Origin of the sequence: Lysobacter sp. Root76 (genome assembly GCF_001428685.1) — a bacterium.
Classification (GTDB): domain Bacteria; phylum Pseudomonadota; class Gammaproteobacteria; order Xanthomonadales; family Xanthomonadaceae; genus Lysobacter.
The window spans coordinates 90,762-113,012 of the sequence record NZ_LMIK01000007.1; the positions used below are offsets into that span (position 1 = coordinate 90,762).

The window sequence follows — 22,251 nt, forward strand, 5'->3', positions numbered from 1 at the left end:
CGAGTGATTGCACCGGCGTTCAGTTGGCCGACACGCGTCTATTGGGAAGATACCGACGCCGGTGGCGTGGTCTACCACGCGCAATACCTGGCGTTCCTGGAACGCGCGCGCAGCGAATGGGTGCGTGCCCAGGGTTACGGCCAGGAGCGGCTGCGGCTGGAGTTCGAGCTGGTGTTCGCGGTCCGCGCGATGCAGATCGACTTCCTCAAGCCCGCGCGCCTCGACGACGCCTTGTCGGTGTCGGCGGAGCTGCGCGAGTGCCGCCGCGCCAGCCTGGTGTTCGCGCAGGCCATCCACCGTGGCGACGAGCGTCTGTTCACGGCGACGGTGCGCTTGGCCGCGCTGGACCCGCAGGACTTCCGCCCGCGCCCGATTCCGGCGGCGCTGTACGAGCCGCTGAAAGCGCTGGTGACCCCGGCGCCGCAAGAACCAACGTAACCATCAGGCCCGTGCTGCGGGCTACGGAGAAACAAGCATGACGTCATCGTTGATCGCGCTTCTGGCCACGACCGTGGAAGCCCTGCCGGAAGAGGCCGCCAGCGCGGTGACGCAGGCCGCCGCGAGCGCCGCGGGCGCCGACTTCAGCCTGCTGGACCTGGTGCTCAAGGCCAGTCTCCCGGTGCAGCTGATCATGGCCCTGCTGGTACTGGCGTCGATCACATCCTGGATCATCATCTTCCGCAAATGGAAGGTGATCCGGCGCGCCAGGAACGAGGCCGACCACTTCGAGGAACGCTTCTGGTCCGGCGCCGAACTGAGCAAGCTCTACGCCGGCACCACCGAGCGCGGCCGCGGCGTCGGCGGCCTGGAGGCGATCTTCGAAGCCGGCTTCCGTGAGTTCAACCGCATCCGCCAGCGTCGCGGCGTCGATGCCCGCGCCCAGCTCGAAGGCGCCCAGCGCGCGATGCGCGCGACCGGTTCGCGCGAACTCGACGGCCTGGAGCACAACCTCGAACTGCTCGCCAACATCGGCTCGACCTCGCCCTACATCGGCCTGGTCGGCACCGTGTTCGGCATCATGGTCACCATGCATTCGCTGATCTCGACCACCAAGCAGGTCGGCATCGCCGATGTCGCGCCGGGCATTTCCGAGGCGCTGCTGGCGACCGCAATGGGCCTGTTCGTGGCGATCCCGGCGGTCTGGGCCTACAACCGTTTCGCCACCGGCGTGGAGCGCCTGTCGGTGCGCTACGACGCGTTCTCCGAGGAGTTCTCCTCGATCCTGCAGCGGCAGTCCCACCTCGACGAAGGCTGATGCGAGCCACTCGCACGCGTCCGCATCCGAGCGCCAGCGCGCTCCTATGCCTTCCGCCGCGGCGGAAGGCGTCGTAAAGAATTGAGAGGAAGGCCATGTCCGGCATAACCGCGCGCCGTCATCGCAAGCGCAAACTCAAGGCCGAGATCAACGTCGTGCCCTACATCGACGTGATGCTGGTGCTGCTGATCATCTTCATGGTCACGGCGCCCCTGCTGACCCTGGGCGTCGACGTCGACCTGCCCAGGTCCAACGCCAAGTCGATCGAGACCAAGAACGATCCGGTCGTGGTCCAGATCGACGCCAAGGGCAACTACTTCCTCGCGGTCAAGGCCGGCAGCAACGAAGCGGTGACCCGCGACATGCTGCGCGCCCGCATGACTGCTTTGGTCGCGCAGAACGGCAAGGAAAAACTGCAGGTCTACATCGCCGGCGACGGCCGCTCCAATTACCAGCCGGTGATGGAGGCGATGGAGATCCTGCAGGGCGCCGGGGTCGAGAAGGTCGGTCTGATGAGCCAGCCGCAGAAGGGCGCGGCCCGATGAGGGAAACCAGCGCCGACACCGCGCAAGCCGTCGGTCTGGCCCTGCTGCTGCACGGGCTGCTGATCCTGGCGATCCTGCTCGGCGCGCTGTGGAAGTTCGAAGGCGCGCCGGCCGGCGGCGGTTCGCCGATGGAGTCGGAATTGACCGACGTGTCCGACCTGTCGGCGGCGATGCAGCGCACGCTGCGCAACCGGCCCGAGCCAATCTCCGAACCGCTGCCTCAGCCCGAGCCGGAAATAGAGGACAGCCTGCCGTTGCCGCAGCCCGAGCCCGAGCCGCGTCCGCAGGATTCGCCGACGCCGGTGCAGCAGGCGCCGCAGGATTTCATCCCGGTCCCGGACGACCGCAGCCAGGAGCAGGTGGTCGATACGCCGACCCCGAACCCCGCCGACGAAAAGAAGCTGCAGGAAGCCAAGCAGCGCCAGGAACAGGTCGACCTGACCGAGCAGGAGCGCCAGGACGAGGCCCAGCGCCAGCAGCGCCTGACCGCGATGGAACTGGAGCGCCAGAAGCAGCTCGAAGACATCCGCCGCAAGCGCGCCGCCGCTGCGCGCGAGGCCAGCCTGGCCGAACAGAAGCTCAAGCAGCTGGCCGACGCCCAGGCCCGCAGCGCCTCAAGCAGCCAGGCCGACGCCAACGCCGCCCAACCGACCCCGGGCGCCGGCGGCCAGGGCGATCCGGGCCTGATGGCGGCCTACCAGGCCGCGTTGCAGGCCGCGATCCTGGCCAAGTGGACCCGGCCCGAGAGCGTGCCGCTGGGCGCCAAATGCCGACTGGTCATCCGCCAGCTCCAAGGCGGCACCGTCATCGACGTACAGGTATCGTCGCCGTGCTCCTACGACGAGCAGGCGCGGCGCTCGATCGAGGCCGCCGTGCTCAAGGCCCAGCCCTTGCCCTACGCCGGCTTCGAGAAGGTCTTCAACCGCCAGCTCAACTTCAATTTCACCGCCCAGGATCAGTGACCGGGTGCAGGAATGCCGCTTCAGCCTGAATTCGTTCAGCTTTGAGGCGGCGTTCACCTCCAAACTGTTAAGAATCGCAAGCTGAACAGTGTCCGTGCCGTACCTGTGCCCGTTTTCACCCGTAATGGAGTGCCGATGAACCGACCCCTGTCCTGGCTGGCCGCGCTGCTCGCGCTGCTGCTTCCGTTCTCCGCCGCCGCCCAGGGGCTGGAAGTCGATATCGTCGGCGGCAAGGCCGCAGCCCTGCCGATCGTGGTGGTGCCGATGCCGTACCAGGGCTCCGGCTCGGCGCCGCAGACCGACATCGCCAAGGTGATCCGCGACGACCTCAACCGCTCCGGCCAGTTCCGCGGCCTGCCGGTCGAGCAGATCGCCGACAAGCCCAGCCGCGGCAGCGAGATCAACTACCCGACCTGGCGCGCGATCAACCAGGACTACATCGTGGTCGGCCGCGTCCTCGACGGCGGCGCCGGCAGCTACCGCATCGAATACGAACTGTTCGACGTCGCCAAGCAGCAGCGCCTGGACGGCTTCGCCTACACCGCGCGCACCAACGCCGTGCGCGACGCCGCCCACCAGATCGCCGACAAGATCTACGAGCGCATCCTCGGCGTGCGCGGCGCGTTCTTCACCCGTATCGCCTACGTCACCGCCAACGGCACCGGCCGCAGCGCCGACTATGTGCTCAAGATCGCCGACTCCGACGGCTTCAACCCGCAGCCGGTGGTGCGCTCGCCCGAGCCGCTGCTGTCGCCGTCCTGGAGCCCCGACGGCAACCGCCTGGCCTACGTCAGCTTCGAAGGCGGCAATTCCTCGATCTACATCCAGAACATCAGCTCCGGCAGCCGCGAGCTGGTGGCCAAGTTCCGCGGCATCAACGGCGCGCCCTCGTTCTCGCCGGACGGCCGCCGCCTGGCCCTGACCCTGTCGCGCAGCGGCAACCCCGAGATCTACACCATGGACCTGGGCAGCCGCGCGCTGACCCAGCTGACCAACCATTTCGGCATCGACACCGAGCCGACCTGGAGCGCCGACGGCAGCAAGATCTACTTCACCTCCGACCGCGGCGGTCGCCCGCAGATCTACCAGGTCTCCTCCAGCGGCGGCGGCGCCACCCGCGTCACCTTCCAGGGCAGCTACAACGCCACCCCCAGCGTGTCCCCGGACGGCAAGAAAATCGCGGTCGCCCAGGGCGCCGGCAACACGTATCGCATCGCCATGATGGACTCCAGCCTGGGTTCGCCGCGCTGGAGCACCCTGTCGCCGGGTTCGCTGGACGAGTCCCCGACCTTCGCTCCGAACGGCGCGATGATCATCTATGCTGCGCGCGAAGGCCGCCGGGGCGTGCTGTATTCGGTCTCCGCCGACGCCCGCGTGCGCGAGCGCGTGGTCCTGGACGACGGCGACGTACGCGAACCGGCATGGGGTCCGTACCGCACGCCGCGTTGATCGCGCGTCCAGGCCAATCCCGCATCACGTATCCGCATCCCCCGGCACCGGCTGTCCCGCTAGTCCTGCCCCCACGTTCCACTGACGAGGAAAAACCATGAACAAGATCGCTCCTGCCACCGTCGGCAAGGTCGTGCTCGCCGCACTGCTTTGCACCGTCGCCGTCGCCTGCTCGAAGAAGGTCAAGGAAGTTCCGCCGACCGACACCGGCAGCAACGTCGGCACCACTCAGCCGTCGACCGACATGGGTCCGACCGCCTCGGGCGCCTACGGTCCGAACGATCTGGACACCGACGCCTGCCTGCGTCAGCGCGTGGTTTACTTCGATCTGGACCAGGACAGCCTGAAGCCGGAATTCCAGGCCATCGTCGGCTGCCACGCCAAGTACCTGCGCGACCGTCCGTCCTCGCGCATGACCCTGGAAGGCAACGCCGACGAGCGCGGCAGCCGCGAGTACAACCTCGGCCTCGGCGAGCGCCGCGGCAATGCGGTGTCCTCGGCGATCCAGGCCAACGGCGGCTCGGGCAGCCAGATCACCGTGACCTCCTACGGCGAAGAGCGCCCGGTCTGCACCGACTCCAACGAGGACTGCTGGGCCAAGAACCGTCGCGTCGAGATCGTGTACACCTCCAAGTAATCGGACCCACGATCGATGCGCACGTTCGCAAAGACCCTAGCGGCTTCGATCGTCTGCGGAGCGGCGGCCCTCGCGGCCGCCGCCCCCGCGTACGCCCAGCGCGCCAGCCTGGCCGACCGCGTCGCGGTGCTGGAGCAGCGCGCGGCCAACAATCAGGCCAACGTCGACCTGCTCAACCAGGTCACCCAGCTCAAGTCGGAAGTCCAGGCGCTGCGTTCGCAGGTCGAGGAATTGCAGCAGCAGAATCAGCAGCTGCAGCAGTCGAGCAAGAACCAGTACCTGGATCTGGACGGCCGCCTGAACCAGCTCGAAGGCAGCGCGCCTGCCGCCGCGCCGGCTCCGGCCGCCGCTGCGCCCAAGCCCGCCGCTGCGCCGCCGCCGCATGCGGCCGCCCAGGACCGTCCCCCGACGGTCTACGGCGACGCCGGCACCGTGGCCCAGAGCGCCGACGAGCGCAGCGCCTACGATGTCGCCTTCAACGCGCTCAAGGCCGGTCTGTATGCCGACTCGGCGCGCATGTTCCAGGCCTTCATCGAGACCTACCCGAACGGCACCTACACCCCCAACGCGCTGTATTGGCTGGGCGAAAGCTATTACGTGACCCAGAACTACCAGCTCGCCCTGGTCCAGTTCCAGGCCCTGTACGAGCGTTACCCGACCCACGACAAGGCACCGGGCGCGCTGCTCAAGATGGGCCTGTCCCAGCAGGGCCTGCGCCAGGTCGACGCGGCCGAGCGCACCCTGGGCGAAGTGGTCTCGCGTTTCCCGGGCACCGACGCCGCCCGCGCCGCGTCCGACCGCCTCAACGCGCTGCAGCTCGGCCGCCTGCGCTAAGCCGCCCCCCGGCAGGGCCGGCGCAAGCCGCGCCTCCGGGCCTGCCCGCAGGCAGGCCCGCGCACCGCTGCATTCCAGCCCCGTTCCAGCCCATGCCGGCCGGCTCCGATAAACTATGCCTATGAATGCCGTCTCGACCGACGCGGCCCTGGCGTCGCCCGAACGCCTGCGGCTGACCGAAATCTTCCTGTCCCTGCAGGGCGAAGCCCGCAGCATCGGCTGGCCGACCGTGTTCGTGCGCCTGACCGGCTGCCCGCTGCGCTGCCAGTACTGCGACACCGCCTACGCCTTCCACGGCGGCGAGTGGTGGCAGATCGACGACATCCTGGCGCAGGTCGCCAGCCACGGCGCGCGCCACGTCTGCGTCACCGGCGGCGAGCCGCTGGCGCAGAAGCGCTGCATCGGCTTGCTGAGCCGGCTGTGCGACGCCGGCTACGAGGTCTCGCTGGAAACTTCCGGCGCGATCGACATCGCCGAGGTCGACCCGCGCGTGTCGCGCGTGCTCGACATCAAGACTCCGGATTCCAAGGAAGCGCATCGCAACCTGTGGAGCAATCTGGCCCTGCTGACCGCGCGCGACCAAGTCAAGCTGGTGATCTGCAGCCGCGAGGACTACGACTGGGCCAAGGCCGTGGTCGCCGAGCACCGCCTGACCGAGGTCTGCGACGTGCTGTTCTCGCCCAGCTTCGGCCAGATCAAACCCAGCGACCTGGCCGACTGGATCGTCGCCGACCGCCTGCCGGTGCGATTCCAGCTGCAGTTGCACAAGATCCTCTGGAACGACGAGCCCGGGCGTTGACGGCCGGGATTCGGGATCGGAAATTCGGGATTCGCGACAGCGGCTTCCGACCCCGCCGGATCCTGCGCGCTTCCCGTCGCCCGCTCTAACCCATTCCCAATCCCGAATCCCGAATCGCCATGAAAAAAGCCGTCGTCCTCGTTTCCGGTGGCATGGACTCCGCCGTCGTCATCGCCATCGCGCGCGAGCAGGGCTATGCCGTGCATGCGCTGAGCGTGCGTTACGGCCAGCGCCATACTTCCGAGCTCGATGCCGCCGCGCGCGTGGCGCGCTCGCTGGGGGCGGTCGCGCACAAGACCGTCAACGTCGACCTGCGCAGCATCGGCGGCTCGGCGCTGACCGACGAAACGATCTCCGTGCCGCTGGACACCGACCATCATCCGGTCGGCGTGGACGCGGCCAAGGACGACATCCCGGTCACCTACGTCCCGGCGCGCAACACCATCATGCTGTCGGTGGCGCTGGGCTGGGCCGAAGTGCTGGGCGCGGCCGACATCTACTGCGGCGTCAACGCGGTCGACTATTCGGGCTATCCCGACTGCCGTCCGGAGTTCGTCGAGGCCTTCGAGCGCCTGGCCAACCTGGCCACCAAGGCCGGCGTCGAGGGCGCGGGCCTGCGGGTGCGCGCGCCGCTGCAGTACCTGAGCAAGGCCGACATCGTGCGCGAGGGCATGCGCCTGGGCGTGGATTTCGCCGAAACCGTGTCCTGCTATCAGGCCGACGACGAAGGCCGTGCCTGCCGTCACTGCGACGCCTGCCGCCTGCGCGCCGAGGGCTTCGCCGCCGCCGGCGTGGCCGATCCGACGCGCTACGTCTGAACCGCCGCGTCCGGCCCCGCTCAGCGGGGGCCTGACTCGGCGCGGACGGCTTGTTAGAATGTCCGACTCCGGCGCGCTGCCGGCGATGTTCCGGGCCGTTAGCTCAGTCGGTAGAGCAGAAGACTTTTAATCTTTTGGTCGTAGGTTCGAATCCTACACGGCCCACCAAATACGACGCCTGGGATCGCTCCCAGGCGTTTTTTATTGCCCGTCCGACGCGGCGCTTGAGCGGGCGTGAGCTTCCAGGGCCTCGCCCAGCGGTTCGGGCTGTCGAGGGAGACCTCGTGCGCCGAGGCGCATTTCACTGCGAAGGCCCGCAGAGGCGTCGCAGCGGCTAGTCGCCGCGCTCGGCATGAGGCGCCGCAGCCGACGACGGGTCGTCGAAGATGTCCGCGAGGTCGGCGCGCTTGCCCATGAAACGCCCGACCGCATCGCCGGCCAGGGCCAATCCGGCGATCGCCACGATCCACAGCAGGGTTTCGCGCGCGCCGCGTTGCAGCGACTCGCGCCAACGCTCGAACCGGCCTTGCAGGCGCCGGCCCGCGAACAGGTACAGGCCCAGCAGCAGCAAGGGCGGTGCGACGAAGATCGCGTTGTAGACCAGCAGCAGCGGCAGCCATTGCCATAGCGCGAGCTTGGCCGAGGTCATCAGCGCCACGGCGGCGAAGTACGGCAGCGCGGTGACCAGCTCGATCGCGGTGACCGTCGCCCCGAGCAGGGCCATGCCGAGCAGACCGCCGACGCGCGGCTGCGGCTGTTCCGGCACGGTTTTCGACTGCTTGGGGGCGAAGATGGCGTAGCCGAGCATGCCCAGGCCGAGCGCGAGTTGCAGCGCGAGCGCCAGCGGATGATCGAAGGCCTTGCCGTAGCGCTCGACCGCTACGCCCAGGCCCAGCATCAGCGCGATGCCCAAGGCCGCGTAAGTCAGGGCGATGCTGGCGATGTAGGCCAGCAGGCGCGGCGCCGCGCCGGGGCGCGCCATCCACCACAGCGCGACGGCCAGGGCGGAAGGATTGACGCTGTCCACGACGGCCAATCCGAGTACGGGCAGGACGATGTCGGTCATGCGGTTCCGGCGCCGGTAAGCGGGAGCGGCATTGTGACGCAGGCATCGGCGGCAAGGCCTGGGCCGTTCGGCATGCTTCGCTAACGGCCAGGAGATCCGCACATCGACCCAGGCGCGCGCCGGCCAGCGCCCGTTTCCGAGCCAATACCGCCGTCGCCGTGTATGCCGATGCGGGCGCGTCCGAAACTCGCGATACGCGCGAATCGCGTTGGGTGGATTGTCGCCGGCATTGCCAGCCACTATCTTGGCGTGCGCCGAATACGGCGTTCATCCCCCGTCGAAAGGATTCCCATGCTTCGTACTTCGCTCAGTCTTCTGCTGTTCGCCGCTGCCGCGACCGCCATGCCGGTGCGCGCGGAGAAAATCGCCACGCCCGCCATCGCCGCGCCGGATGTCGCCCATGCCAAGAAGTACGCCCAGGACGGTATCAGCGTTTCGCTGCCGGGCAACTGGACGGTCACCGAGAACACCGCCATGGACGAAGGCGGCGGGCGCGCGCTGGGGATCGAGGCTGACAAGCCCGACTTCGAGACCCTGGGGCTGGACATCACGCTCCAGGTCTATCCCGAGGACATCGCGCCTTCGCTGCAGGGCGCGGCCGAATTCCTGGTCGAGCGCCAGATCGACGGCTCCAAGAACTACAGCCAGCCCAAGCACGCCGACTACAAGTTGGGCGGCCGTTTCCCGGCGCTGGTCTCGCGCTACAACCACAACCTGTTCGGTGCCGACTCGCCGTATGCGAAGCGCGTCGACCTGTACGCGCTCAAGCCCTGCGGCGAAGGCTGGGTCTGCCTGCTTTACGCTCAGACCGTGGCCGCGAACGAAAGCGCCGCAAGCGCCGGCATGGCCAAGCTGTACGAAACGGTGAAGTTCGCTCCCGCGCAGAAATGAAGGCATGCGTCGCGGCGCGCCGTCGGCGCGTCGCTTCGCGCGCAGTCGGTCTTATCAGAATGTGACCGTTACGAGCCTGAGGCGTCGACGCGGCCTGTGCGGCGACTCACCAGAATTTCCAGAACGGCTTCTTGTCCGCGGGTGTGTCGCCAGGCTCGGGCGGCGGCACGAACCCGAAGTAGGGAATGGCCTTGCCGCTGAAGCCGTCGATGGCCAGCGGCAGCGGTTCGAAGCTCCGCTCCAGCCAATCGGAATGATGCTGCCGGGCCTGCGCGGCTTCCGCGTTGGTCAGCACCAGGAAACCGTGGGTGTCCGCGCCGCCATAGGAATCGCTGTGCACGAACACGGTGTAGCGGTCTTTGAGGATCTCGGCGATGGAGGCGATCATGACGTAGCGGTCGCGGCCGCTTTCGGTCAGCGGGATCAGGTAGGTCTGGCCGCGGTGGACCAGCTCCCGCGGATCGTCCTCGTCGAGCATGCCGATCGCATCGGCTTCGTCTAGCTCGTCCGAGAAACCGGTGACGACCTCGGACTCGAACGAACGCCAGTCGATCCAGGTCAAGGCCTCGGACAGTTCGTCCTCGTCCAGCGCTACCAGCGTTGCCAGGGGAATGCGCATGCGTGCTCCTTGCGAGAAGGTCCCGGGAATGCAGCTCCGTGACGTCGCGTTCAGCCGAAGCGGTCGGCCAACGCGTCGGTCGCCGACACCAGCACGTCGACGATCGCCGGATCGGCCGCGCTGTGGCCGGCCAGGACGATGCGCAGTTCGGCTTCCGGCCAAGCTTGGGACAGGTCGTAGGCGTTCTTGGCCGGGCAGATGATGTCGTAGCGCCCATGGACGATGGTCGCCGGGATATGGCGAATGCGGCCGATGTCGCGCAGCAGCTGATCCGACTCCAGGAACACGTCGTTGCGGAAGTAGTGCGCCTCGGCGCGGGCGACGCTGATCGCGACCCGCGGTTCGTCGAAATTGCCGGCTTCGTAGGGGTCGTGGATCAAGGTGGTGCTGCCGCCTTCCCAGTAGCCCCAGGCCTCGGCCGCGGCCTGGCGCACGGCCGGATCGTCGCTGTCCAGCCGGCGCCAGTAGGCCTCGGTCAGATTGTCGTGCTCGTCGCGCGGGATGTGGTCGAGATAGCGCTCCCAGCGCTCGGGGAAGATCCAGCGCGCACCGCCGTCGAGTTCGTTGAACCAACGCAGTTCGTGCGGACGGCCCAGGAAGATCCCGCGCAGCACCAGGCCGAGCACGCGTTCGGGATGGGTCTGGGCGTAGGCCAGGGCCAGGGTCGAGCCCCAGGAACCGCCGAACACCACCCAGCGATCGATGCCGAAATGCTCGCGGATCGTCTCGATGTCGGCGACCAGGTGCCAGGTGGTGTTGTCGCGCAGTTCCGCATGCGGCGTGGACTTGCCGGCGCCGCGCTGGTCGAACAGCACGATGCGATAACGCGCCGGATCGAAGAAGCGGCGGTGGTAGGGCGAGACGCCGGCGCCGGGACCGCCGTGCAGGAAGATCACCGGCACGCCGTCGGGATTGCCGCATTCCTCGATATGCAGTTCGTGCAGATCGTCGACCGCCAGGCGTTGCGTGCGGTAGGGCTCGATCTCGGGGTATAGCTCGCGCATGGGCCGCGTTCCGTGAGGTTTACGCAAGCATACGGCGAGGCGATGGCGGGCACGATAGGGCGGCGATGGAGCGATGGAGCGATGGAGCGATGGAGCAGTGGAACGGTGACGGCGATGGCCGCGCGAGCGTGTCCGATGGTGGCGCAGGGCGGCGACCTGACGCTGGCCGGCTTCCTGTGGGAGCGGCGTAAGCCGCGATCGCGTTGCTTTGTATCGCTGCGACCGCATCCCTAGCCGGCGTCGGTTGGGGTGTCATCGGCCCTGCGGCCCTTCGGTGGCATCGACTGCGGGCTAGCTTGCGCCGGCTCGCGGTTGGCGCTATCGCGGCTTACGCCGCTCCCACAGGAAGCAGGGGCGATTCGAGGGGGAGGAGCGGGGTGAGTCGCGACTGCGTTGCGTCGTATCGCTGCGACCGCATCCCTAGCTGGCGTCGATTAGGGGGCATCGGCCCTGCGGCTGTTCGGCGGCATCGACTGAGGCGGGCTTGCGCTGGTTCGCGAGTTGGCGCTATCGCGGCTTACGCCGCTCCCACAGGAAGCAGGGGCGATTCGAGGGGGAGGAGGGGGGGCCGCGACAGCGTTGCGTCGTATCGTTGCTACCGCATCCCTAGCCGGCGTCGGTTGGGGTGCCATCGGTCCTGCGGCTATTCGGCGGCATCGACTGAGGCGGGCTTGCGCCGGCTCGCGGTTGGCGCGATCGCGGCTTACGCCGCTCCCACAGGAAGCAGGGGCGATATCGACTGCGGAGGGCTTGCGCTGTTGGTTGGGTTCGTGGTCGCGGCTTACGCCGCTCCTACCCCAAAGCGGGGGCGGGGCTTGGGTTATTCCTGTCTGTAGTGGGGTTGCGGATTGAGTCGCTCACCCGAGGCAGGATCGCGGTTCAGGCGTGGTCGAGCAGATGCTGCAGCACCGCCTCGCCGTAGCGGTCGAGCTTGCTGGCGCCGATGCCGGGGATGCCCGACAGGTCGTCGAGGTCGTCCGGGGCGGCTTCGGCGATCGCGCGCAGGGTGGCGTCGTGGAAGATCACGTAGGCCGGCACGTTCTGTTCGCGCGCGGTCGTCGAGCGCCATTCGCGCAGCGCGTTGAAGCGCGCCAGCGAGGCCGGATCGAGATCGATCATCGGCGCCGCGGCGGCGCCGCCGCGGGTCTTGCGGCTGCGCGCGGTCTTGGGCTGTTCGGTGCGGAAACGCAGGTCGCGCTCGCCGCGCAGCACCGGGCCGCTGTCGGCGGTCAGGCGCAGTGCGCCATGGCGTTCGATGTCGGCTTCGAGCAGGCCGCCGGCGACCAGTTGCCGGAACACGCTGCTCCACTGGCGCGCGTCCAGGTCGGCGCCGATGCCCCAGGTGCTGAGGCGGTCGTGGCCGAACTTGAGCGCCTTCTCGGTTTCGACGCCGCGCAGCACGTCGATCACGTGGCCGGCGCCGAAGCGCTGGCCGGTACGGTAGACGCAGGACAGGGCCTTGCGCGCGGCCTGGGTGCCGTCCCAGCTTTGCGGCGGATCCAGGCAGTTGTCGCAATTGCCGCAGGCGCCCGGATGCGGTTCGCCGAACCAGCCCAGCAGCGACTGGCGCCGGCACTGCGTGGATTCGCAGTAGCCGAGCAGGGCGTCGAGCTTGCGCAGCTCCAGGCGCTTGCGCTCCTCGCCGGCCTCGCCCTGCTGGATCAGCTGGCGCAGGTTGACCACGTCGCCCAGGCCGTAGCAGAGCCAGGCCTCGGCGGGTTCGCCGTCGCGGCCGGCGCGGCCGGTTTCCTGGTAGTAGCCCTCGATCGACTTGGGCAGGTCGATGTGGGCGACGAAGCGCACGTCGGGTTTGTCGATGCCCATGCCGAAGGCGATGGTGGCGACCATCACCACGCCGTCCTCCTGCAGGAAGCGGCGCTGGTTGGCGGCGCGCGTGGCCGCGTCCATGCCGGCGTGATAAGGCAGGGCGCGGATGCCGGCTTCGACCAGTTGCGCGGCCACCGCGTCCACGCGCCGGCGTGAGAAGGCGTAGACGATGCCGCTGTCGCCGCGGTGGGCGGACAGGAAGTCCAGCAGCTGGCGGGTGCCGTTGTCCTTGTGGACCACGCGGTAGCGCAGGTTGGGGCGGTCGAAGGAGCTGACGAAGCGGCGCGCGTCCTCCAGCTTCAGGCGCTCGGCGATCTCGCGCTGGGTCGGGGCGTCGGCGGTCGCGGTCAGGGCGATGCGCGGGATGTCGGGCCAGCGCTCGTGCAGGATCGTGAGTTCGCGGTACTCGGGCCGGAAGTCGTGGCCCCATTGCGAGACGCAGTGGGCCTCGTCGATCGCGAACAGGGCGATCGGGGCGCGGTCGAGCAGGGCCAGGCAGCGTCCGGTCAGCAGGCGCTCGGGGGCGATGTAGAGCAGGTCGAGCTCGCCGGCCAGCAGCTGGCGCTCGACTTCGGCCGCGGCCGCGGCGTCCAGGGTGGAATTGAGGAAGGCCGCCTGCACGCCGAGCTGGCGCAGGGCTTCGACCTGGTCCTGCATCAGCGCGATCAGCGGCGAGACCACGATGCCGCAGCCGTCGCGCAGCAGCGAGGGCAGCTGATAGCACAGCGATTTGCCGCCGCCGGTGGGCATCAGCACCAGGGCGTCGCCGCCGTCGCTCACGTGCTGGACGATTTGCGCCTGCTCGCCGCGGAAGTCGGGATGGCCGAAAGTTCGGCGCAGCAGGTCGAGGGCGTGGTCTGGCATGGCGCTAGTGTAACGAGCGCCGGCGTTATGGCCGCTAAGCGGGAGGCGCGGCGCGCTGTAGGAAGTCGCCGCAGCCGGCGGCGGGGCGCTCTCCGGCGCGACGCGCTGCGACGGCAGCCGGACAGGGTCGACGAGGCTAGCCGACCCGCAAAAACCACCCCTGTGGGAGCGGCGTAAGCCGCGATCGCCCCGGGACCGCTGCAGCGCGGGCGTCCGGATCGCGACTTACGTCGCTCCCACAGGGAGCAAAGGCCTAAGCGCTTACTGCAGCAGCGAGCGCAGCATCCAGGCGTACTTCTCGTGGGTCTGCAGGCGCTGGGTCAGCAGGTCCTCGGTCGGGGCGTCGTCGGCGTCGTCGGCCTGGTCCAGCACGGCGCGCGCGGTGCGGCAGACGGCTTCGTTGCCGACCACCAGCTGGCGTACCATCTCGCGCCAGTCCGCGGCTTCGGTCAGGCCCGGCTCCTCGGGGATCGAGGTCAGGCGCACGAACTCGGCGTAGGAACCGGGGGCGTTGAAGCCCAGGGCGCGGATGCGCTCGGCGATATCGTCCAGCGCGGTCCACTGCTCGGTGTACTGGGTCTCGAACATGGTGTGCAGGGCGTTGAACATCGGCCCGGTCACGTTCCAATGGAAGTTGTGGGTCTTCAGGTACAGGGTGTAGCTGTCGGCCAGGAAGCGCGACAGGCCCTCGGCGATCTTCTTGCGATCGCCGGTGCCGATCCCGATATCGATCGAAGGCGCCTTGTTGGACGCCGCCGGCGATGCGGCCGGGCTGAGCGAGGCGGTCTTGCTGGTCTTGTCGGTCTTGCCCTTGCTGGGCTTGCTGGGTTTGGTCTTGGCCACGTGTTGCTCCCTTTTCGAGTGTTGCGGCGACAATAGGCGCTGCCGCCCGCGAAGTGAAATATTTTGTTTCTTGCGGAGCGATCCGCAAAAGCTATCGAACGATGAAGTCTATAGACGCTCCTGCTAGCAATGCGTTACGCCAGGCCCGGCGCGCCATCGACGGCGCGCTGAGCCGCGACCGCGGCCGCCTGCACGGCCTGTGGTCGCGCTGGAGCGGCAAGCCGGGCGACGCGGCCGCGCGCGATGCGTTCGCGCAGGCGCTGGCGACATCGGTGTCGCAGCGCGAGTCGCGCGCGGCGGCGTTGCCTCAGGCCCCGGTCGAAGCCTCGCTGCCGATCGCGGGCGAGGCCGAGCGCATTGTGGCCTTGATCCGTGAACACCCGGTGGTGGTGATCGCCGGCGAAACCGGCTCGGGCAAGACCACCCAGCTGCCCAAGCTGTGCCTGGCCGCCGGGCGCGGCGCCGCCGGCATGATCGGCTGCACCCAGCCGCGCCGGATCGCGGCGCGCGCGGTGGCGCGGCGCGTGGCCGAAGAGCTGAATACCCCGCTGGGCGGCGCGGTCGGCTACCAGGTGCGCTTCAACGAGAACGTCGGCGAGCGCACCGCGATCAAGTTCATGACCGACGGCATCCTGCTGGCGGAGATCCAGTCCGACCGCTGGCTGTCGGCCTACGACACCATCCTGATCGACGAGGCCCACGAACGCAGCCTCAACATCGACTTCCTGCTCGGCTATCTGAAGCAGTTGTTGAAGAAGCGCCACGACCTCAAGGTCATCGTGACCTCGGCGACCATCGACACTGAGCGCTTCGCCGCGCATTTCGACGGCGCGCCGGTGGTCAGCGTCGAGGGCCGCGGCTATCCGGTCAACGTGCGCTATCGGCCGCTGGAAGGCGAGGGCGAATCCGAAAGCGACGGCCGCATGCGCGAGGCGCGCCAGGGCGAGCGCAGCGTCAACGACGGCATCGTCGCCGCCTGCGACGAGATCACCCGCGAGGATCCGCGCGGCGACGTGCTGATCTTCCTGTCCGGCGAGCGCGAGATCCGCGACGCTCACCAGTCGCTGGAACGGCGCAAGTACCGCGAGACCGAAGTGCTGCCGCTGTACGCGCGGTTGTCGGTGCGCGACCAGGACCGGGTGTTCAATCCCGGCCCCAAGCGCCGCATCGTGCTGGCCACCAACGTCGCCGAGACCTCGCTGACCGTGCCGCGCATCCGCTACGTGGTCGATCCGGGCCTGGCCCGGGTGAAGCGCTACAGCCCGCGCGGCAAACTCGACCGGCTGCACATCGAACCGGTGTCGCAGGCCAGCGCCGATCAGCGCAAGGGCCGCTGCGGCCGCATCAGCGAAGGCACCTGTTACCGGCTCTACAGCGAGGCCGATTTCGAATCGCGGCCGCGCTACACCGATCCGGAGATCCGCCGCGCCGCCTTGGCCGGCGTGATCCTGCGCATGCTGTCGCTGGGCCTGGGCGACATTGAGGCCTTCCCGTTCCTGGAGCCGCCCGACGGTCGGGCGATCGCCGACGGCTGGCAGCAGCTGACCGAACTGGGCGCGGTGGACGAGCAGCGCAAGCTCACCGCGATCGGCCGCAGCATGGCGCGGTTGCCGGTCGACGTGAAACTGGCGCGCATGCTGGTGGCCGCCAACGACCACGGCTGCCTGCGCGAAATGGTCGCGATCGCGGCTTTCCTCGGCATCCAGGACCCGCGCGAGCGCCCGGCCGATCAGCGCGCCGCGGCCGACAACGCCCACGCCGAGTTCGCCGATCCGCGCTCGGAATTCGTCGGCATCCTCAAGCTGTGGGACGCCTACCAGAACGCGCACGAGGAGCTGACCCAGTCCAAGTTGCGCGGCTGGTGCGAGAAGCACTTCCTCGGCTTCCTGCGCATGCGCGAATGGCGCGAGCTGCATCGCCAGCTGAAACTGCTGTGCGAGGAGTTGGGTTGGGCGATCAAGACCCTGCCCGGCGAGATCGATTCCGGCGCCTACGCCACCCTGCATCGCGCCCTGCTGGCCGGCCTGCCGACCCAGATCGGCCTGCGCGGGGACAAGGGCTTCTACGACGGTCCGCGCGGACGCAAGTTCCAGCTGTTCCCCGGCTCGCCGCTGGCCAGGAAGCCGCCGCCGTGGGTACTGGCCGCGACCCTGCTCGACACCGAGCGGGTGTGGTCGATGACCAATGCCACGATAGAGCCGGATTGGGCGATCCAGGAGCTGCCGCATCTGCTCGCGCGCCGTCATCACGATCCGCGCTGGGCGCGTTCGCAGGGGCGGGTGGTCGGCAGCGAGCAGATCAGCCTGTTCGGCCTGGTGCTGGCGCCGAAGCGGCCGGTGCACTACGGCGCGCTGTACCCGGAGGAAAGCCGCGCGATCTTCGCCCGCGACGCCCTGGTCACCGGCGAGATCAACACCCGCGCCGCGTTCCTGCAGCGCAACCTCGCCAGCCTGACCAAGGCGCGCGACGAGGAAGCCAAGCAGCGCCGCGCCGGCCTGGTGGTCGACGAGGAATGGATGGCGCAGTGGTACCTGGACCGGCTGCCGCCGCAGGTGCACAACGTCCAGGCGCTGGACGCGTGGTACGCCAAATTGCCGGCCAACGAGAAGGCCGCGCTGGAATGGTCCAGCGCCGATCTGATGGTCGGCGGCGAAAGCGAGGCCGCGCGTTTCCCACCCTATCTGCAACTGGGCAACGCGCGCCTGGCCGTGCGTTACCGCTTCGAGCCCGGCGCGATCGACGACGGCATGACCCTGGCGGTGCCCCTGCACCTGCTCAACGCGTTGGATCCGGCGCAGCTGTCGTGGCTGGCGCCGGGTTTCGTCGCCGACAAGGCCACCGCGCTGATCAAGTCGCTGCCCAAGACTCTGCGCCGCAACTTCGTTCCGGCGCCGGATTTCGCCAAGGCGTTCCAGGAAGCGCACGCCAAGCCCGAGGCCGACGATCTGGTCGGCGCGCTTGCGCGCTTCCTGCGCAAGCTGACCGGCGTGGAGGTCGCGGCGAGCGATTTCGATGCGGCTTCGATCGAGCCGCATCTGCGCATGAACCTGCGCCTGCTCGATGCCGGCGAAGACAAGGGCGGCCGCAAGGCCGAGCCGACGGTGCTGGCCGAATCGCGCGACCTCGAACTACTGCGTGCGCGCTACGGCGAGCTCGCCGCGCGCGCGTTCGCGGCCCGCGCCGCCGACGGTCTGGGCCAGCGCGGCCTGACCGCGTTCCCCGAGCAGCCGATTCCGACCTCGGTGCCCGGCGCCGCCGGCGTGCCGGCGTTCCCGGCCCTGCACGACGACGGCGACACGGTGTCGCTGCGCGTGCACGCCGAGCGCGAGGCCGCGCTGCGCGCGCATCCGGGCGGCGTGCGCCGGCTGCTGGCGATCGCGCTGGCGGACAAACTCAAGCAGGCGCGCAAGCAGCTGCCGGTGTCGCCCAAGACCGGGCTGCTGTACGCGGCGATCGAATCGGCCGCGCCGCGCCCCGACGGCCCGCGCGACAGCGATCGACTGCGCGACGATCTGGTCGGCGGCGCCCTGCGCTCGCTGCTGGGCGACGACGACGCCTTGCAGCAGGTGCGTGACGCGGCCGCGTTCGAAGCGCGGCGCGAAGAGGCCGCGCGCAAGCTGTTCCCGGAGGCGATGGAGCGTTTGCGCCAGGCCGAAACCATCCTGACCGCGGTCGCCGAGGCGCGCGCCAAGCTGGAATCGCCGCTGATGGGCTGGGCCAGCGGCAACCTCGACGACATGCGCGCGCAACTGGCGACGTTGACCCCGCCGGGTTTCCTGCGCGAGGTGCCGGCCGAGGCCTTGCGCGAGTACCCGCGCTACCTCAAGGCGCTGGCCCTGCGCGGGGAGCGCGCCTTGCGCGACCCGGTGCGCGATCAGGCGCGCATGCTCGAACTCAAACCGTTCGCGGACGCGCTCGCCGCCGCGACCGCGGCCGGCGACGCCGCCACGCCGGGCTGGCAGGCCCTGCGCTGGGATCTGGAAGAGCTGCGCGTGTCGCTGTTCGCGCAGGAACTGGGCGTGCGCGGCGGGGTGTCGCCGAAGAAGTTGGCCAACAGGTTGGCGCAGCTGCGGAATTAGAGCGTGGCGTTAACTAGACGGCTTTTTCGCCGATCGGCAAAGCCACGCGCGGCGCGCGTGGGCCGGAACCTCACTTGATCCGCTGCACCCGCGCCTTGGGCAGGTCTTCGTCGACCTGCAGGAACCAGCGTCCGCTGACGCCCGGCACCACCACGATCGCTGGCGCCTGCATCGGCTTGTGCAGCTTCAGGCTGCCCTTGAGCACGCGCCACTGTTGGCCGTTCTCGAGCGCGAACACGGTGCCCGGCGCCCATTCGGCGACATCGCCGACCAGGCGGCTGCGGATCGGACCGTCGCTGGCGCCTTCCAGCAGGCCGGCGTCGTCGCGGCCCGGCGCCATCGCGGTGGCCGTGGCGGCCGCCGGAGCCTGCGGAGCGGCCGCGGCTTCGCGTTCGTCGTCCTCGCGCAACAGGCGATTGAGCAGGGCCAGCTGCGCCGGGCTCAGCGCATCCAGGCCGGTCTCGCGCAACTGCTCGGGCGTCAGGCGGCGCTCGACTTCGCGGTAGGGCGTCTGCGCGCCGGCCAGACTAGGCAGCAGGGCGAGCGCGAGCAGCAGGACGGTGCGGTGGAATCGATGCATGGGGGAGCCTGGCGACGGGATCGGAGGGCGGGCGCCGACGCCGGATTCCGGCACGGATCGCAGGCGGCGCTCGCTGGTTCGCCCAGAATATTGCGGAGGTATGACAGTTTCTTGACGCCGCCAGGGCGGCACGGAACGTCGCGACGCCGTGTACGGCAACCGCCGATCGCAAGACCCCGTTCCCTTGTTCCCGCGCGCCAGCCCCGCGCTGCGAGGACGAGCGGTGCTCTGAAGAATGGTGGGTTCGTGCGCGGCCGAACGCCAGCAGGGCACGCCTGCTGGCCGGACTGACTGGGGAGGATGCGTTCGCGCTTCCCCGCCTGTGCGGGGACGGCGTTCCAAGACGACCGCGTCCGTGCGCGGACGCGGCCCGGGTACTTACTTGGTGCGCTGCACCTTGGCGCGGGCGTTGTAGCCCTGCACTGACAGATACCAGACATTGCCGATCAGGCCCGGGTTGATCTTCACTTCCGGGTTGCTGAGCTTGACGCCCGCCAGCGAGGCGTCGTCGGACTGCTGCCAGACCTGGCCGTTGTCGAGCACGTACTGGCGGCCGCGACCGAAGCCGCGGAACTCGCCGCTGATGTGCGCGACGATCGGGTCGCTGGAGCCGCCGAAGTTGAAGAAACCGCGATGCTCGGTTTCGATCAGCTCCTTGGTGCTCTTGGCGGCCTTGGCGCTCTCGTCGCCGATCTTGCGGTTGAGCCAGTCGTTGAGACGGCCCAGCTCCGCCGCGTCGAGCTTGTCCAGGCCGGCGGCCTTGAACTGTTCGGGCGTCATCTGCTGTTCGATCGGCGGCTGCGACTGCGCGAACACCGTCAGTGGAGCCAGCGCGAGCAGGGTGGCGACGATCAGCGGGCGGGTGCGGAGCATGTGCTGTTCCTCGGGTCGGTTGGCCGCTAGTGTAGACGCTCCCCCATAGCGCTTCGATCCCGATACGCAATCCGCGATGAACGCATCGCCCGCCACCTCCGCTCCGGTCCAGACCGCGCTCGCGCACGCTTCGGCGGCGGCGATCGCCGGTCCGTTGCGGCAGCGCCTGGACGAGGCCGCGGCCGACCCGGCCGCCGCGCGCGACGCCCTGGACGCGCCGCCGGTGGTCGCGGCCACCCTGGACGCGCTGGGCCTGCTCGGCGCCGACGGCGACACCGTCGCGGCCGCATTGCTGCATGCCTATCCGGGCCTGGCGGCGGCGCTGGGCCCGGTCCTGGACAAGCAGTTCCCCGCGGTCGCGGCCTTGCTCGACGGTCAGCGCGCCGCGGCCCAGGTCTGGACCCTGCATGCCGAGCACGGCGCGCGCTCCGGCCATGAAGGGCTGCGGCGGTTGCTGCTGGCGATCGTGCGCGATCTGCGGGTGGTGCCGATCCTGCTCGCGCGCCAGCTCGCGCGCATGCGCAACGCCGAGGCGCTGGCGCCGGACGCGCGCCGCGAACTGGCCGCGCTGACCCGCGACATCCACGCGCCGCTCGCCAACCGGCTCGGCATCTGGCAGCTGAAGTGGGAGCTGGAGGACCTGGCGTTCCGTTACCTGGAACCGCAGACCTACCAGAAGATCGCGCGCCTGCTCGACGAGAAGCGCGGCGACCGCGAGCGCTACATCGAACAGGTCAAGCGTACCCTGCGCGGGGCCTTGGCCGCGGCGGGGCTGCAGGGCGCCGACGTCGCCGGCCGGCCCAAGCACATCTACAGCATCTGGAAGAAGATGCAGCGCAAGGACGTGCCGATCGGCGAGCTCTACGACCTGCGCGCGGTGCGGGTCATGGTCGAGGACCTGGCGGCGTGCTACGCCGCGCTGGGCGTGGTCCACGCGCAGTGGACGCCGATTCCGAGCGAGTTCGACGACTACATCGCCCGGCCCAAGCGCAACGATTACCGCTCGCTGCACACCGCCGTGGTCGGGCCGGAAGGCAAGACCCTGGAAGTGCAGATCCGCACTTACGAGATGCACAGCCAGGCCGAACTCGGCGTGGCCGCGCATTGGAAGTACAAGGAAGCCGGCAGCCAGGCCGCCGACGCCTCGTTCGACCGCAAGATCGCCTGGATGCGCAAGCTGCTCGACGCCCACGGCGAGGGCGGCCGCGACGGCGGCGACGCGACCCTGGCCGGCGAACTCGACACCGAGCTGGTCGAGGACCGGGTCTACGTGCTCACGCCCAAGGGCGAGGTGATCGACCTGCCGACCGGGGCGACGCCGCTGGACTTCGCGTACCACGTCCACACCGAAGTCGGACACCGCTGCCGCGGCGCCAAGATCGACGGCCGCATCGTCCCGCTGGACCACAAGCTGCGCAGCGGCGACCGGGTCGAGATCCTCACCGCCAAGACCGGCGAACCGCGCCGCGACTGGCTGGTCGCGGCCAACGGCTTCCTCGCCAGCGGGCGTTCGCGCGACAAGGTCCGGGCCTGGTTCCACAAGCTCGACCGCGCCCGCAACGAACAGGCCGGGCGCGAGCTGCTGGACAAGGAACTGCGCCGGCTCGGTCTGCTCGGCGCCGATCTGGCGCCGGCGCGCGAGCGCTTCAATCTGGCCAACGACGGCGACCTGTACGTGCAGGTCGCGCTCGGCGACCTCGGCCCGCATCAGGTCGGGCGCGCCCTGCTCGAACACGAGCGCGCCGCGGCCGCGCCGCCGCCGCCCACGACCGGCACCACCACCCTGGCGCCGGTGCCGCGGCGGCGCCCGAGCAAGAGCGCCGATTTCACCGTCGAAGGCGTCGGTAACCTGCTGGTGCAGCTGGCGCGCTGCTGCCAGCCGCTGCCGGGCGAGCCCATCGTCGGCTATCTCACCCGCGGCCGCGGCGTCAGCGTGCACCGTCCCGGCTGCGCGGCGTTCGAACGGCTCGCCGCGACCCAGCCGCAGCGTGTATTGCCGGTGGAATGGGGGCGCAAGGGCAGCGGCTACGAAACCGACATCGAAGTGCTGGCGCTGGACCGCAAGTGGCTGCTCAAGGAAGTCACCAACCTGATCGCCCAGGGCAACGCCCACGTGGTCAGCATCCGCAGCGACGTCGAGCGCGCCGGCGCGCGCGTGCGCCTGCGCCTGCGCCTGCGCGTGGCCGACTACGGCCAGTTGTCGACCCTGCTCGGCAAGCTGTCCTCGCTGCCCGGCGTGGAGCAGGCGCAGCGCTGCTGAGCCGCGATCCGCGCCGTCACTCTGGTGCGGTGCTTACGGGGCTATG

At 69.4% G+C, this 22,251-nt stretch carries 18 protein-coding genes, 1 tRNA gene and 1 pseudogene; 13 read left to right on the forward strand and 7 right to left on the reverse strand.

The window, feature by feature from the left end; genetic code table 11:
• Positions 1-3: 3 nt before the first annotated feature.
• From ybgC to ASE10_RS14625, 10 genes are all read left to right on the forward strand, one after another.
• The gene (gene ybgC, locus ASE10_RS14580; protein ID WP_235565770.1) at positions 4-438 is read left to right on the forward strand and encodes a tol-pal system-associated acyl-CoA thioesterase; all 435 of its coding nucleotides are present in this window, start codon (positions 4-6) and stop codon (positions 436-438) included.
• Between the two features lie 37 nt (positions 439-475).
• Positions 476-1,255 (forward strand): protein TolQ, encoded by a 780-nt coding sequence (tolQ, locus tag ASE10_RS14585; RefSeq protein ID WP_055900448.1) that lies wholly within the window; start codon positions 476-478, stop codon positions 1,253-1,255.
• 95 nt (positions 1,256-1,350) lie between these two features.
• Entirely contained in the window at positions 1,351-1,800 is a 450-nt protein-coding gene (gene tolR, locus ASE10_RS14590) for a protein TolR (RefSeq protein ID WP_055900451.1), read from the forward strand.
• On the forward strand, positions 1,797-2,762 hold the full coding sequence (gene tolA, locus ASE10_RS14595) for a cell envelope integrity protein TolA (RefSeq protein WP_055900454.1): 966 nt from the start codon (positions 1,797-1,799) through the stop codon (positions 2,760-2,762). The genes tolR and tolA overlap by 4 nt, the downstream gene beginning before the upstream one ends.
• 135 nt (positions 2,763-2,897) lie before the next feature.
• Positions 2,898-4,211, forward strand: a complete 1,314-nt coding sequence (gene tolB, locus ASE10_RS14600; protein WP_055900457.1) for a Tol-Pal system beta propeller repeat protein TolB — start codon at positions 2,898-2,900, stop codon at positions 4,209-4,211.
• A gap of 97 nt (positions 4,212-4,308) precedes the next feature.
• Positions 4,309-4,848, forward strand: a complete 540-nt coding sequence (gene pal / locus ASE10_RS14605) for a peptidoglycan-associated lipoprotein Pal (protein ID WP_055900461.1) — start codon at positions 4,309-4,311, stop codon at positions 4,846-4,848.
• Positions 4,849-4,863: 15 nt separating this feature from the next.
• Positions 4,864-5,682: a tol-pal system protein YbgF gene (gene ybgF / locus ASE10_RS14610; RefSeq protein WP_055900464.1), complete on the forward strand. Its 819-nt coding sequence runs from the start codon at positions 4,864-4,866 to the stop codon at positions 5,680-5,682.
• A gap of 121 nt (positions 5,683-5,803) precedes the next feature.
• Positions 5,804-6,481: a 7-carboxy-7-deazaguanine synthase QueE gene (queE, locus tag ASE10_RS14615; RefSeq protein ID WP_055900468.1), complete on the forward strand. Its 678-nt coding sequence runs from the start codon at positions 5,804-5,806 to the stop codon at positions 6,479-6,481.
• A 119-nt stretch (positions 6,482-6,600) separates the two neighbouring features.
• Positions 6,601-7,299 carry a 7-cyano-7-deazaguanine synthase QueC gene (gene queC, locus ASE10_RS14620; protein ID WP_055900471.1) on the forward strand — a complete coding sequence of 233 codons (699 nt, stop codon included), beginning with the start codon at positions 6,601-6,603 and terminating at the stop codon, positions 7,297-7,299.
• A gap of 92 nt (positions 7,300-7,391) precedes the next feature.
• Positions 7,392-7,467 (forward strand) — tRNA-Lys (locus tag ASE10_RS14625).
• Positions 7,468-7,633: 166 nt separating this feature from the next.
• Here the strand turns inward: ASE10_RS14625 and ASE10_RS14630 are convergent.
• The gene (locus ASE10_RS14630) at positions 7,634-8,365 is read right to left on the reverse strand and encodes a GAP family protein (protein WP_056305876.1); all 732 of its coding nucleotides are present in this window, start codon (positions 8,363-8,365) and stop codon (positions 7,634-7,636) included.
• A 291-nt stretch (positions 8,366-8,656) separates the two neighbouring features.
• Between ASE10_RS14630 and ASE10_RS14635 the strand changes: the two genes are divergently transcribed.
• On the forward strand, positions 8,657-9,256 hold the full coding sequence (locus ASE10_RS14635) for a hypothetical protein (protein ID WP_055900476.1): 600 nt from the start codon (positions 8,657-8,659) through the stop codon (positions 9,254-9,256).
• Positions 9,257-9,362: 106 nt separating this feature from the next.
• On the opposite strand, the gene ASE10_RS14640 is transcribed toward ASE10_RS14635, so the two are convergent.
• The 4 genes and pseudogenes from ASE10_RS14640 to ASE10_RS14655 all read right to left on the reverse strand — a co-directional run.
• The gene (locus ASE10_RS14640) at positions 9,363-9,875 is read right to left on the reverse strand and encodes a hypothetical protein (protein ID WP_056305873.1); all 513 of its coding nucleotides are present in this window, start codon (positions 9,873-9,875) and stop codon (positions 9,363-9,365) included.
• Positions 9,876-9,925: 50 nt separating this feature from the next.
• A complete protein-coding gene (pip, locus tag ASE10_RS14645) occupies positions 9,926-10,879 on the reverse strand; it encodes a prolyl aminopeptidase (protein ID WP_055900482.1) in 954 nt (317 codons plus the stop codon).
• An 879-nt stretch (positions 10,880-11,758) separates the two neighbouring features.
• Positions 11,759-13,570, reverse strand: coding sequence for a DNA helicase RecQ (gene recQ / locus ASE10_RS14650; RefSeq protein ID WP_055900484.1), 1,812 nt, complete (start codon positions 13,568-13,570; stop codon positions 11,759-11,761).
• A 261-nt stretch (positions 13,571-13,831) separates the two neighbouring features.
• A pseudogene (locus tag ASE10_RS14655) lies at positions 13,832-14,311 on the reverse strand (Dps family protein); the annotation flags it as partial.
• A 203-nt stretch (positions 14,312-14,514) separates the two neighbouring features.
• On the opposite strand from ASE10_RS14655, the gene hrpA reads away from it, so the two are divergent.
• A complete protein-coding gene (hrpA, locus tag ASE10_RS14660) occupies positions 14,515-18,492 on the forward strand; it encodes an ATP-dependent RNA helicase HrpA (protein WP_056305868.1) in 3,978 nt (1,325 codons plus the stop codon).
• Between the two features lie 70 nt (positions 18,493-18,562).
• On the opposite strand, the gene ASE10_RS14665 is transcribed toward hrpA, so the two are convergent.
• Positions 18,563-19,072, reverse strand: a complete 510-nt coding sequence (locus ASE10_RS14665) for a hypothetical protein (protein WP_055900492.1) — start codon at positions 19,070-19,072, stop codon at positions 18,563-18,565.
• A gap of 378 nt (positions 19,073-19,450) precedes the next feature.
• Complete coding sequence (locus tag ASE10_RS14670) at positions 19,451-19,945, reverse strand: hypothetical protein (RefSeq protein WP_055900495.1); 495 nt, start codon at positions 19,943-19,945, stop codon at positions 19,451-19,453.
• 76 nt (positions 19,946-20,021) lie between these two features.
• Here ASE10_RS14670 and ASE10_RS14675 point away from each other — a divergent pair, with 76 nt between their 5' ends.
• Positions 20,022-22,205 (forward strand): bifunctional (p)ppGpp synthetase/guanosine-3',5'-bis(diphosphate) 3'-pyrophosphohydrolase, encoded by a 2,184-nt coding sequence (locus tag ASE10_RS14675; RefSeq protein ID WP_055900498.1) that lies wholly within the window; start codon positions 20,022-20,024, stop codon positions 22,203-22,205.
• Positions 22,206-22,251: the final 46 nt, after the last annotated feature.

Excerpts from the sequence above, each read along its gene's own strand:
- recQ (WP_055900484.1), bottom strand. The coding sequence starts at position 13,570 with ATGCCAGACCACGCCCTCGACCTGCTGCGCCGAACTTTCGGCCATCCC.
- tolQ (WP_055900448.1), top strand. The coding sequence starts at position 476 with ATGACGTCATCGTTGATCGCGCTTCTGGCCACGACCGTGGAAGCCCTG.
- ASE10_RS14665 (WP_055900492.1), bottom strand. The coding sequence starts at position 19,072 with ATGCATCGATTCCACCGCACCGTCCTGCTGCTCGCGCTCGCCCTGCTG.
- tolA (WP_055900454.1), top strand. The coding sequence starts at position 1,797 with ATGAGGGAAACCAGCGCCGACACCGCGCAAGCCGTCGGTCTGGCCCTG.
- ybgF (WP_055900464.1), top strand. The coding sequence starts at position 4,864 with ATGCGCACGTTCGCAAAGACCCTAGCGGCTTCGATCGTCTGCGGAGCG.
- hrpA (WP_056305868.1), top strand. The coding sequence starts at position 14,515 with ATGAAGTCTATAGACGCTCCTGCTAGCAATGCGTTACGCCAGGCCCGG.
- tolR (WP_055900451.1), top strand. The coding sequence starts at position 1,351 with ATGTCCGGCATAACCGCGCGCCGTCATCGCAAGCGCAAACTCAAGGCC.
- pal (WP_055900461.1), top strand. The coding sequence starts at position 4,309 with ATGAACAAGATCGCTCCTGCCACCGTCGGCAAGGTCGTGCTCGCCGCA.
- ASE10_RS14630 (WP_056305876.1), bottom strand. The coding sequence starts at position 8,365 with ATGACCGACATCGTCCTGCCCGTACTCGGATTGGCCGTCGTGGACAGC.
- ASE10_RS14675 (WP_055900498.1), top strand. The coding sequence starts at position 20,022 with ATGAACGCATCGCCCGCCACCTCCGCTCCGGTCCAGACCGCGCTCGCG.
- ASE10_RS14635 (WP_055900476.1), top strand. The coding sequence starts at position 8,657 with ATGCTTCGTACTTCGCTCAGTCTTCTGCTGTTCGCCGCTGCCGCGACC.
- ASE10_RS14670 (WP_055900495.1), bottom strand. The coding sequence starts at position 19,945 with ATGCTCCGCACCCGCCCGCTGATCGTCGCCACCCTGCTCGCGCTGGCT.
- queE (WP_055900468.1), top strand. The coding sequence starts at position 5,804 with ATGAATGCCGTCTCGACCGACGCGGCCCTGGCGTCGCCCGAACGCCTG.
- queC (WP_055900471.1), top strand. The coding sequence starts at position 6,601 with ATGAAAAAAGCCGTCGTCCTCGTTTCCGGTGGCATGGACTCCGCCGTC.
- ASE10_RS14640 (WP_056305873.1), bottom strand. The coding sequence starts at position 9,875 with ATGCGCATTCCCCTGGCAACGCTGGTAGCGCTGGACGAGGACGAACTG.
- tolB (WP_055900457.1), top strand. The coding sequence starts at position 2,898 with ATGAACCGACCCCTGTCCTGGCTGGCCGCGCTGCTCGCGCTGCTGCTT.
- pip (WP_055900482.1), bottom strand. The coding sequence starts at position 10,879 with ATGCGCGAGCTATACCCCGAGATCGAGCCCTACCGCACGCAACGCCTG.